This window comes from Escherichia sp. MOD1-EC6162 (assembly GCF_002965125.1).
Taxonomy (GTDB): Bacteria; Pseudomonadota; Gammaproteobacteria; order Enterobacterales; family Enterobacteriaceae; genus Escherichia; species Escherichia marmotae.
The window spans coordinates 317,912-329,950 of record NZ_PTSB01000002.1 but is presented as its reverse complement, the minus strand read 5'-3'; the positions used below and the strand labels follow the sequence as shown (position 1 = coordinate 329,950).

The following is a 12,039-nucleotide window of genomic DNA, read 5'->3' as shown; positions in this document are numbered from 1 at the left end:
TGTGAGTCAGCGAATTACATAGGGGCTCGCAGCTTTATGGCTGCAATAAAGCCGGATATAAAGCTGCAACCTACCGTCAATGTCAAAACAATGGAAGCTGTGCAAAACGGGATGCGTTCATATAAATCCCATGACAGAGACAGAATCAGCGATTCTGGCGCACGCCCGGCGATGTGCGCCAGCGGAGTCGTGCGGCTTCGTGGTGAGAACGCCGGAGGGGGAAAGATATTTTCCCTGCGTGAATATCTCCGGTGAGCCGGAGGATTATTTCCGGATGTCGCCGGAGGACTGGCTGCAGGCAGAAATGCAGGGTGAGATTGTGGCGCTGGTCCACAGTCATCCCGGTGGTCTGCCCTGGCTGAGTGAGGCTGACCGACGGCTGCAGGTGCAGAGTGATTTGCCATGGTGGCTGGTCTGCCGGGGGGCGATTCATAAGTTCCGCTGTGTGCCGCATCTCACCGGGCGGCGCTTTGAGCACGGGGTGACGGACTGTTACACGCTGTTCCGGGATGCTTACCATCTGGCGGGGATTGAGATGCCGGATTTTCATCGCGGGGATGACTGGTGGCGTAACGGTCAGAATCTCTATCTTGACAATATGGAGGCAACGGGTTTTTACCGTGTCGCACTGACAGAGGCGCAGCCGGGCGATGTGCTGCTGTGCTGCTTTGGTTCATCGGTGCCGAATCATGCCGCCATTTACTGTGGTGACGGCGAGCTGCTGCACCATATTCCTGAACAACTGAGCAAACGAGAGAGGTATACCGACAAATGGCAGCGACGCACACACTCCCTCTGGCGTCACCAGGCATGGCTCGCATCTGCCTTTACGGGGATTTACAACGATTTGGCCGCCGTATCGACCTTCGTGTGAAAACGGGAGCCGAAGCTATCCGGGCACTGGCCACACAGCTCCCGGCGTTTCGTCAGAAACTGAATGACGGCTGGTATCAGGTGCGCATTGCCGGGCGTGATGCAGGCGAAAACGAATTATCTGCCCGTCTTAATGAATCGCTGGCAAATGGTGCCGTGATCCACATCGTGCCGCGTCTGGCGGGAGCTAAAAGTGGCGGTGTGTTTCAGGCTGTGCTGGGGGCGGCGCTGATTGCGGTGGCATGGTGGAACCCTGTGGGCTGGCTGGGTGCCGCGGCTGTATCGGGCATGTATGCGGCAGGGGCCAGTATGATCCTGGGCGGTGTGGCGCAGATGCTGGCACCGAAAGCCAGAACTCCCCGCACACAGACAACGGATAACGGCAAACAGAACACGTATTTCTCCTCGCTGGATAACATGGTTGCCCAGGGGAATGTTCTGCCCGTTCTGTACGGTGAAATGCGCGTGGGGTCACGCGTGGTATCTCAGGAGATCAGCACGGCAGACGAAGGGGATGGTGGTCAGGTTGTGGTGATTGGTCGATGATGCAAAATATTTTATGTGAAACCGCCTCCGGGCGGTTTTGTCGTTTATGGAGCATGACGAATGGGTAAAGGCAGCAGTAAGGGGCATACCCCGCGCGAAGCGAAGGACAACCTCAAATCCACGCAGTTGCTGAGTGTGATCGATGCCATCAGTGAAGGGCCGGTTGAAGGTCCGGTGGATGGCTTAAAAAGCGTGCTGCTGAACAGTACACCGGTGCTGGACAGTGAGGGGAATACCAACATCTCCGGCGTCACGGTGGTGTTCCGGGCAGGTGAGCAGGAGCAGACTCCGCCGGAGGGATTTGAATCCTCAGGCTCCGAGACGGTGCTGGGTACGGAAGTGAAATATGACACGCCGATCACCCGGACCATCACGTCGGCAAACATCGACCGTCTGCGCTTTACCTTCGGTGTGCAGGCTCTGGTGGAAACCACCTCAAAGGGGGACAGGAATCCGTCGGAAGTCCGCCTGCTGGTTCAGATACAGCGTAACGGTGGCTGGGTGACGGAAAAAGACATCACCATTAAGGGCAAAACCACCTCGCAGTATCTGGCCTCGGTGGTGGTGGGTAACCTGCCGCCGCGCCCGTTCAACATCCGGATGCGCAGGATGACGCCGGACAGCACCACAGACCAGCTGCAGAACAAAACGCTCTGGTCGTCATACACCGAAATCATCGATGTGAAACAGTGCTACCCGAACACGGCACTGGTCGGCGTGCAGGTGGACTCGGAGCAGTTCGGTAGCCAGCAGGTGAGCCGTAATTATCATCTTCGCGGGCGCATTCTGCAGGTGCCATCGAACTATAACCCGCAGACGCGGCAATACAGCGGTATCTGGGACGGAACGTTTAAGCCAGCATACAGCAACAACATGGCCTGGTGTCTGTGGGATATGCTGACCCACCCGCGCTACGGCATGGGGAAACGTCTTGGTGCGGCGGATGTGGATAAATGGGCGCTGTATGTCATCGGCCAGAATTGTGACCAGTCGGTGCCGGACGGCTTTGGTGGCACGGAGCCGCGCATCACCTGTAACGCTTACCTGACCACGCAGCGTAAGGCGTGGGATGTTCTCAGCGATTTCTGCTCGGCGATGCGCTGTATGCCGGTATGGAACGGGCAGACGCTGACGTTCGTGCAGGACCGACCGTCGGATAAGGTGTGGACCTATAACCGCAGTAATGTGGTGATGCCGGATGATGGCGCGCCGTTCCGCTACAGCTTCAGCGCCCTGAAAGACCGCCATAATGCCGTTGAGGTGAACTGGATTGACCCGAACAACGGCTGGGAGACGGCGACAGAGCTTGTGGAGGATACGCAGGCCATTGCCCGTTACGGTCGTAACGTCACGAAGATGGATGCTTTTGGTTGTACCAGCCGGGGGCAGGCACACCGCGCCGGGCTGTGGCTGATTAAAACAGAACTGCTGGAAACGCAGACCGTGGACTTCAGCGTGGGCGCAGAAGGGCTTCGCCATGTACCGGGCGATGTCATTGAAATCTGTGATGATGACTATGCCGGTATCAGCATCGGTGGTCGCGTGCTGGCGGTGAACAGCCAGACCCGGACGCTGACGCTCGACCGTGAAATCACGCTGCCATCCTCCGGTACCACGCTGATAAGCCTGGTTGACGGAAGTGGTAATCCGGTCAGCGTGGAGGTTCAGTCCGTCACCGACGGACTTAAGGTGAAAGTGAACCGTGTTCCTGACGGCGTTGCAGAATACAGTGTGTGGGGGCTGAAGTTGCCGACGTTGCGTCAGCGCCTGTTCCGCTGTGTGAGTATCCGTGAGAACGATGACGGCACGTATGCCATCACTGCCGTGCAGCATGTACCGGAAAAAGAAGCCATCGTGGATAACGGGGCGCACTTTGACGGCGACCAGAGCGGCACGGTGAATGGTGTCACGCCGCCAGCGGTGCAGCACCTGACCGCCGAAGTCACCGCAGACAGCGGGGAATATCAGGTGCTGGCGCGCTGGGACACGCCGAAGGTGGTGAAGGGCGTGAGCTTCCTGCTCCGTCTGACCGTAACAGCGGATGACGGCAGTGAGCGGCTGGTCAGCACGGCCCGGACGACGGAAACCACATACCGATTCACGCAACTGGCGCTGGGGAACTACAGGCTGACAGTCCGGGCGGTAAATGCGTGGGGGCAGCAGGGCGATCCGACGTCGGTATCGTTCCGGATTGCCGCACCGGCAGCACCGTCGAGGATTGAGCTGACGCCGGGCTATTTTCAGATAACCGCCACGCCGCATCTTGCGGTTTATGACCCGACGGTACAGTTTGAGTTCTGGTTCTCGGAAAAGCGGATTACCGATATCAGGCAGGTTGAAACCACAGCCCGCTATCTTGGTACGGCGCTGTACTGGATAGCCGCCAGTATCAATATCAAACCGGGCCATGATTATTACTTTTATATCCGCAGTGTGAACACCGTTGGCAAATCGGCATTCGTGGAGGCCGTCGGTCGGGCGAGCGATGATGCGGAAGGTTACCTGGATTTTTTCAAAGGCAAGATAACCGAATCCCATCTCGGCAAGGAGCTGCTGGAAAAAGTCGAGCTGACGGAGGATAACGCCAGCAAACTGGAGGAGTTTTCGAAAGAGTGGAAGGACGCCAACGATAAATGGAATGCCATGTGGGGCGTCAAAATTGAGCAGACCGAAGACGGCAGGCATTATGTCGCGGGGCTTGGCCTCAGCATGGAGGATACGGAGGAAGGCAAACTGAGCCAGTTCCTGGTTGCCGCTAACCGTATCGCGTTTATTGATCCGTCTAATGGCAACACGCGACCAATGTTTGTTGGTCAGGGCGATCAGATATTCATGAACGACGTGTTCCTGAAGCGTCTGACGGCCCCGACCATCACCAGCGGCGGTAATCCTCCTGCATTTTCCCTGACGCCGGACGGGCGGCTGACGGCGAAAAATGCCGATATCAGCGGTAACGTGAATGCGAACTCCGGGACGCTCAACAACGTCACGATTAACGAGAACTGTCGGGTTCTGGGAAAACTGTCCGCGAACCAGATTGAAGGCGATCTCGTTAAAACAGTGGGCAAAGCTTTCCCCCGGGACTCCCGTGCTCCGGAGCGGTGGCCATCAGGGACCATTACCGTCAGGGTTTATGACGATCAGCCGTTTGACCGGCAAATTGTTATTCCAGCGGTGGCTTTCAGCGGCGCCAGACATGAGCGGGAGAATAGCGATACTTATTCGTCATGTCGCCTGATAGTGAAGAATAACGGGGCTGAAATTTATAACCGAACGGCTCTGGATAATACTCTGATTTACACAGGTGTTATTGATATGCCTGCAGGCAGTGGCGTAATGACACTGGAGTTTTCTGTATCAGCATGGTGGGTAAATAACTGGTATCCCACAGCAAGTATCAGCGATTTGCTGGTTGTTGTGATGAAGAAAGCTACTGCAGGCATCACGATTAGCTGAATTTTATAACCCAGATACGGGCGCCAGAAATGGCGCCTTTTTTATTGCAGAAAAGCGAGAGGTAATTATGCGTAAATTATGTGCTGTTATTCTGTCCGCAGTAGTCTGGCTGGTTGCCGCTGGTACGCCAGCGAGCGCAGCAGAGCATCAGTCCACACTAAGCGCCGGGTATCTTCAGACCCATACTGATATGCCAGGCAGCGATGACCTGAAGGGCATTAACGTGAAATACCGTTATGAGTTTACGGACACGCTGGGGCTGGTGACGTCATTCAGTTATGCCAATGCCAAAGATGAGCAAAAAACGCATTACAGCGATACCCGCTGGCATGAAGATTCAGTGCGTAATCGCTGGTTCAGCGTGATGGCGGGGCCGTCTGTACGCGTGAATGAATGGTTCAGTGCTTATGCGATGGCGGGTGTGGCTTACAGCCGTGTTTCGACTTTCTCCGGGGATTATCTCCGCGTAACTGACAACAAGGGGAAAACGCACGATGTGCTGACCGTAAGTGATGACGGTCGCCACAGCAACACGTCTCTGGCATGGGGGGCTGGCGTGCAGTTTAACCCGACCGAATCCGTGGCCATTGACCTTGCTTATGAAGGTTCCGGCAGTGGCGACTGGCGCACTGAAGGTTTCATCGTGGGTGTCGGTTATAAATTCTGATTAGCCAGGTAACACAGTGTTATGACAGCCCGCAGATTCTGGCGGGCTTTTTTGTGGAGTGGATATGGCAGCAGTAAAAATCTCTGGTGTGCTGAAAGATGGTGCGGGAAAACCAATACAAAACTGCACTATTCAGCTCAAAGCAAAGCGTAACAGTACCACGGTACTGGTGAACACGGTGGCCTCTGAAAATCCGGATGAAGCCGGACGTTACAGCATGGATGTCGAGTATGGCCAGTACAGCGTCGCCCTGCTGGTTGAAGGTTTTCCGCCTTCACATGCCGGGACCATTACCGTCTATGAAGGTTCCAGACCAGGTACGCTGAATGATTTTCTCGGTGCCATGACGGAAGATGATGTCATGCCGGAGGCATTGCGTCGTTTTGAGGCAATGGTGGAAGAAGTGGCACGCAACGCCGAAGCCGCCTCTCAGAGCGCAGCGGCGGCAAAGAAATCCGAAACTGCAGCGGCATCATCGAAGAACGCGGCGAAAACCTCAGAAACGAATGCAGCTAATAGTGCACAGGCGGCAGCGGCCTCGCAGACTGCATCGGCAAACTCCGCGACAGCAGCCAAAAAATCAGAAACCAACGCGAAAAACAGCGAGACAGCCGCAAAGACGAGCGAAACCAACGCAAAGTCCAGCCAGACGGCAGCGAAAACCAGCGAAACGAATGCCAAAGTCAGTGAAACTGCAGCGAAAAATAGCCAGGCTGCAGCAGCCGAAAGCGAGAGCGCGGCAGCCGGTTCTGCGACTTCAGCAGCCGGATCAGCAACTGCTGCGGCTAACAGTCAGAAAGCAGCGAAGACGAGCGAAACCAACGCAAAGTCCAGCCAGACGGCAGCGAAGACCAGCGAAACGAATGCTAAAGCCAGCGAAACTGCGGCGAAAAACAGCCAGGCTGCAGCAGCCGAAAGCGAGAGTGCCGCAGCTGGTTCTGCAAGTGCGGCGGCTGCTTCTGCCACTGCATCAGCCAACAGTCAAAAAGCTGCAAAAACCAGTGAAACCAACGCAAAGGCGAGCGAGACTGCTGCGGCTAACTCGGCGAAAGCATCCGCTGCAAGCCAGACGGCTGCAAAAGCAAGTGAAGACGCAGCCAGAGAGTATGCAAGCCAGGCTGCGGAGCCGTATAAACAAGTTTTGCAGCCGCTTCCCGATGTGTGGATACCGTTTAACGATTCACTGGATATGATTACGGGCTTTTCGCCGTCATATAAAAAGATTGTTATTGGTGATGATGAAATAACGATGCCTGGCGATAAGGTTGTAAAGTTTAAACGCGCATCAACTGCCACATATATCAATAAATCAGGCGTATTTAGTGTTGCTAAAATTGATGAGCCACGATTTGAAAAAGAAGGTTTATTGATTGAAGGACAGCGCACTAACTATTTTGTTAAATCCAATACCCCCGCTGAATGGACGAGTACCAGCAATATCGATAAAACTAATAATGGTGTTGATGAATTTGGTTTTTCATATGCCAAAATGCGAGCAAAAGATAATATGACAGGACAATCATCTGCACTTAGTCTGCATACATGCAGTGCATCCCGGGGGATTGATGTTAGTGGCGATAATAAGTATTGCACTGTTTCATGCAGGGTTAAAGCTCCTGATGGTCTTCGTTGTCGTTTGCGTTTTGAAAAATACGATGGATCGGTTTATACATTTTTAGGAGATGCTTATTTAACTTTCGGAACTCTGATAATAGAAAAAACTGGCGGAGCAGCCAATAGAATAGCAGCTACTGCAACTAAAGATCCGGTTACAGGGTGGATTTTCTATGAGGCAACTATAGAAGCTGTTGAAGGTGAAACCTTAATTGGCGCAATGATTCAGTATGCGCCGAAAAAAGGTGGTGTAACTGAAGCGGGAGATTATATTTACCTTGCAACACCACAATTTGAAAACGGCGGATGTGCTTCATCTTTTGTTATTACGACAACTGCACCCGCAACCCGCTCTAGTGATATGGTGACGATCCCAACTGAAAATAATATCTATAATAGACCGCTTACGTGTCTGGTCGAGGTTAATAGAAATTGGGGCGATATTCCTCCTAATGTAGCACCGCGTATTTTTGATTTTTCTGGTGTGCCACCTATTGAGTCAATTACATACGCTTTTAACACAACTGAGAAATATTACGGTCAGCTTTATATGCAAACTTATAAAGCGTCGACAAGTACTTACGTTTCTAGTGTGTTTGCTGGTCGAACTGATGTTCGAAAATTCATTGGTGGTTTTAATATTTATTCTGATGGTACTAAACGAGTAGTTTCTAACGGTGAGGCTACTAAAACTATGAAAACGGAGTGGACGGGCGTAAAAACACGGACCTTTATTCGAATTGGAGGTCAAGCCACATCAGGAACTCGTCATCTATTCGGCCATTTGAGAAATCTTCGTCTCTGGCATAAAGAATTAACTGATGCGCAAATGGGGGAGAGTATTAAATGAAAGATTTAACACTCAAATTTGCAGACAGGGCCGACTTTTCGGCCTTTATGGAGAGTATTGGCTATTATGATGACGAGTCGATGCAGGATGATATTCTTATTGACTTGATAGGTAACGTGTACAAAGAAACCGGAGAACTGACTGAAGATGGCGAACCGGTATGTGTTAAGGAAGACGGATATTTTGTAAACGTGCGCATCATTAATGATTCGCAAATATCGTCATTATTCGATGAATACGTGGTTGCTGTTGAGCATCAACTTCGTGGCTGGATGTGAGGAAGAAAAATGGCTACATCGACAGTAATTCCGGATGACATCAAAACGCTAAAATCCGACGTTAGCAAATTAAAAAACGATCAAGGAAGCTACGCAACAAAATCATATGTAGACAGCAAAGATGAAACCGTTGGTGACTGGTCTGCTTCATGGTATCAGCAGGTATTGCCAACTAGCGGAGCTATATTTGGGAGAAAACTCCGCTCAACTCACAGGACGGCAGGTGTTGAGGATGCGTATTGCGAACTATACCTCAAAAAATGGATAGACAGTCCAGGTAACGCAATGGCGCGCCTTAACCTGAACGATAACGGGACAAACATTTGCTGGGACTTTACCAACCTTTATGGCGGTACGATGATTTTTCCCGGTGACAGCGGATACCTCAAAATGGGTAACTGCCTTATGTCATACAGCAAGCGTGGAAGTAACGCGCTTATTAAATTTGATTACACCGACACATTACAGATCAAATATGCCAATCATGGGTCAACCATGACATTAAACACACAGGGGACCGCTCATTCTGGCGCTACTACTAGTTTGTGGGGTAACTCTACCCGTCCGGTTGTATATGAAGTTGGTGCTGATGGTGGCGCGTATATGTTCTATGCGCAGAAAAATACCGATAACACCTATATGTTAAGCGTTAATGGTGCATGTCATGCCACCGCATTTAACCAGCATTCCGACCGGGATCTGAAAGACAACATTCAGGTGATCGATAATGCAACCGACCGCATCCGTAAAATGAACGGCTATACATACACGCTTAAAGAAAACGGTATGCCCTATGCTGGTGTCATTGCACAGGAAGCTCTGGAAGCAATCCCAGAAGTTGTAGGTTCCGCAGTGAAATATCAGGACGCTGCAAGCGGATCGGAAGGTGAAGAAGGTGAACGTTATTACACAGTAGATTATTCTGGTATTACTGGCTTGCTTGTTCAGGTAGCCAGAGAGTCAGACGACAGAATAACAGCACTGGAAGAAGAAAACGCAGAATTAAAACAAAGATTATCTGCAATTGAGGCGGCGCTTGCGTCTAAATAATATTAAGGGGCCGAGCGCCCCGTTTTATTGGGTAGGATGAAAATGGATATAACACCTTTCCTTCATGCGCTTTGTGCTGCGGCTGCGCAGCTACTGATTGGTCTTTTTACCGGGAACTGGGCTTACGGGGCGATAGCCGGTTGTACGTTCTTCATTGCGCGCGAACATACCCAGGCAGAATATCGCTGGATTGAAATGTTCGGGCATGGCAAGCGTATGAATATGCCGTGGTGGGGCGGTTTTGATCCGCGCGTGTGGGATGTGGCAAGCCTGATGGATTTTGCTGTGCCGGTGGTGGTGTGTCTGCTGGTCTGGCTGTTGGTTAATCACGGGTAAAAAAGTGAGTTGTATATGCAACGGAGGGCGAAACCTCGTTGCTGGAAGCTTGGAATAAGTATCAGGTGCTGCTGAACCGTGTTGATACATCAACTGCACTTGATATTGAGTGGCCGACTTCACCTGCAGAGTAATCAACGGCGCAGGGATGATATTTTGTGCTTGAAGTGCCTCCCCGACCATTCAGATAGTCGGGGAGGGGTATTGGGATTATACGCAATCAGTTTTAGTAAAAGACCGAAGCTCTCGAAAAATCCTTCTCCAAAACCAGAATGCAATTGATTGATTTTGATAGGATCTATAACGCCGTTACCTTAAACGGCAAAACCACTCAAAAACAAACCTAATGTATTGAATATAAAGGATTAATCATCTAATTCACTCACCTTCTTGTTCAGCAAACGAGAAGCGCGCCAGTAAACCAGCAGCATCAGACCCATTACGATAGTCAGGGTAATACTGGTCGCGGCACCAAACGGCCAGTCGCGAATGTTGAGGAACTGCACTTTGATGACGTTACCGATCAGCAGGTTTTTCGCACCGCCCATCAGGTCAGAAACATAGAACAGGCCCATTGCTGGCAGCATCACCAACAGACATCCGGCAATAATCCCCGGCATGGTCAGTGGGATGATGATGCGGATAAAAGTCTGCAACTTGCTGGCACCGAGATCGCGAGCCGCTTCCAGTAATGGCTTATCCAGCTTTTCAATACTGGAATAAAGTGGCATCACCATAAACGGCAACAGGATATATACCAGACCGATAATCACCGCGCTGGGGGTGAACATGATGCGAATTGGGGTATCAATAACGCCCAGCCACAGCAAGAACTCGTTGAGATAGCCTTTGGTGCTGAGGAAAATTTTCAGGCCATAGATACGAATCAGTGAGTTGGTCCAGAACGGCACAATCAACAGAAACAGTAACAGCGGACGCACCTTGTGTGGCAGTTTAGCCAGAAACCAGGCAAACGGGTAGCCCAGCACCAGGCAGGCTATAGTCGCGATCAGCGCCATATTCAGTGAGTGCAGCAGCACTTCAAAATAGAGCGGATCGAGCAGACGGGCGTAGTTCTCCAGCGTAAAAACCATTTTGACGAAACTGGCGTCGTCGCGGGTCAAAAAGCTGGTGCCAATGATCATCAGGTTGGGCAGAAAGACAAACAACACAAGCCAACCGACAATAGTGACAATCACTACATTCTGGAACTTACTTGTGTTCTTCATCAGCCAGTACAACCTCCCAGCTTTCTACCCAATTAATGGCCATTTTCTGGTCGAGAGAATGGTCAAAGTCAGGATCGTCTTCATTAAAGAATTCGCTGACCATCACCATCTTGCCATTTTCCAGTTCGACAACTGATTCCAGCGTCATACCTTTGTAGTTGCGTTCGCGAACGTAGCCAATCAGCCCTTCGACGTGGTTGTCATCGTTGATTTCGTCAACGCGTAAGTCTTCCGGGCGCAGCAAAACATGCAACTTTTGCCCTGGTTCAACAGCGAAGTTAACGTAGATATTACATTCGCGGCCTTCAACGTTGGCTCGTACGCGTTGTTCGTCGAGACGCTCGATCACCGTGGCGTTGAACATATTGATTTCGCCAATGAATCCGGCAACAAACAAGTTTTTCGGCTCTTCGTAAATTTCACGCGGCGTGCCGTCTTGTTCAATGCGACCATCGCGCATCACCACAATTCTGTCCGACATGGTGAGCGCTTCTTCCTGATCGTGGGTGACGAAAACGAAAGTAATGCCAAGCTTACGCTGTAAAGCTTTCAGCTCGTTCTGCATCTGTTTACGCAGTTTGTAATCCAGCGCGGAGAGCGATTCATCCAGCAGCAACAGGCGAGGCTTGTTAACCACCGCGCGGGCAATGGCTACGCGTTGCTGTTGACCGCCAGAGAGTTGATGCGGTTTGCGTTGAGCGAAGGTCTCCAGTTGCACCATCCGCAGAGCCTCCATCACGCGAGGCGTAATTTCAGCAGCGGGGGTTTTTTGCATACGCAAGCCAAAGGCCACATTTTCGAACACGGTCATGTGGGGGAATAGCGCGTAGCTTTGGAAAACGGTGTTCACATAGCGGTTTTCCGCCGGAACGTGGGTGATGTCCTCGTTATCCAGCATGATGCGTCCAGAATCAACAGTTTCCAGACCTGCAATCAGGCGAAGAACGGTTGTTTTACCGCAGCCAGAAGGGCCAAGCAGCGTAAGGAACTCGCCATTGTTGATAGTCAGATCCAACTGGGGAATGACTTCTTTACCATCAAAGCATTTGCGAATTCCCGCCAATTGCACCAGCGGTGAAAGCGAACTCGGTTGTTTATTCAATTTTTTACTCTGTCCCATGTAAACGCAACGGATGGCTT

The 12,039-nt window shown here is 51.5% G+C and carries 10 protein-coding genes and 2 pseudogenes; 10 read left to right on the top strand and 2 right to left on the bottom strand.

Going from position 1 to position 12,039, the window contains the following annotated elements; translation table 11 throughout:
* The 10 genes and pseudogenes from A9587_RS24965 to A9587_RS03735 all read left to right on the top strand — a co-directional run.
* A pseudogene (locus A9587_RS24965) lies at nt 1-255 on the top strand (hypothetical protein); the annotation flags it as partial.
* On the top strand, nt 152-874 hold the full coding sequence (locus tag A9587_RS03775; RefSeq protein ID WP_236942423.1) for a C40 family peptidase: 723 nt from the start codon (nt 152-154) through the stop codon (nt 872-874). The pseudogene A9587_RS24965 and the gene A9587_RS03775, both read left to right, overlap by 104 nt.
* Nucleotides 772-1,419 carry a tail assembly protein gene (locus A9587_RS03770; protein ID WP_099588091.1) on the top strand — a complete coding sequence of 216 codons (648 nt, stop codon included), beginning with the start codon at nt 772-774 and terminating at the stop codon, nt 1,417-1,419. Before A9587_RS03775 ends, A9587_RS03770 begins: the two co-directional genes overlap by 103 nt.
* Nucleotides 1,420-1,479: 60 nt before the next feature.
* Complete coding sequence (gene gpJ, locus A9587_RS03765; RefSeq protein ID WP_105281896.1) at nt 1,480-4,875, top strand: phage attachment tail tip protein J; 3,396 nt, start codon at nt 1,480-1,482, stop codon at nt 4,873-4,875.
* Nucleotides 4,876-4,942: 67 nt separating this feature from the next.
* Nucleotides 4,943-5,542, top strand: a complete 600-nt coding sequence (locus A9587_RS03760) for an Ail/Lom family outer membrane beta-barrel protein (protein ID WP_021555265.1) — start codon at nt 4,943-4,945, stop codon at nt 5,540-5,542.
* 64 nt (nt 5,543-5,606) lie between these two features.
* On the top strand, nt 5,607-8,006 hold the full coding sequence (locus tag A9587_RS03755) for a prophage tail fiber N-terminal domain-containing protein (RefSeq protein WP_021555266.1): 2,400 nt from the start codon (nt 5,607-5,609) through the stop codon (nt 8,004-8,006).
* Nucleotides 8,003-8,284, top strand: a complete 282-nt coding sequence (locus tag A9587_RS03750; protein WP_021555267.1) for a hypothetical protein — start codon at nt 8,003-8,005, stop codon at nt 8,282-8,284. The genes A9587_RS03755 and A9587_RS03750 overlap by 4 nt, the downstream gene beginning before the upstream one ends.
* 9 nt (nt 8,285-8,293) lie before the next feature.
* Nucleotides 8,294-9,334 (top strand): tail fiber domain-containing protein, encoded by a 1,041-nt coding sequence (locus A9587_RS03745; RefSeq protein WP_105281895.1) that lies wholly within the window; start codon nt 8,294-8,296, stop codon nt 9,332-9,334.
* Between the two features lie 42 nt (nt 9,335-9,376).
* A complete protein-coding gene (locus A9587_RS03740) occupies nt 9,377-9,670 on the top strand; it encodes a hypothetical protein (protein WP_021555269.1) in 294 nt (97 codons plus the stop codon).
* Between the two features lie 17 nt (nt 9,671-9,687).
* Nucleotides 9,688-9,804 (top strand): annotated as a pseudogene (locus A9587_RS03735) (tail fiber assembly protein); the annotation flags it as partial.
* A gap of 231 nt (nt 9,805-10,035) precedes the next feature.
* Here A9587_RS03735 and potB read toward each other — a convergent pair.
* Together potB and potA are read right to left on the bottom strand one after the other, a co-directional pair.
* Nucleotides 10,036-10,899, bottom strand: coding sequence for a spermidine/putrescine ABC transporter permease PotB (gene potB / locus A9587_RS03730; protein ID WP_105263233.1), 864 nt, complete (start codon nt 10,897-10,899; stop codon nt 10,036-10,038).
* Complete coding sequence (gene potA, locus A9587_RS03725) at nt 10,883-12,019, bottom strand: spermidine/putrescine ABC transporter ATP-binding protein PotA (protein WP_000531593.1); 1,137 nt, start codon at nt 12,017-12,019, stop codon at nt 10,883-10,885. The genes potB and potA overlap by 17 nt, the downstream gene beginning before the upstream one ends.
* Nucleotides 12,020-12,039 lie beyond the last annotated feature (20 nt).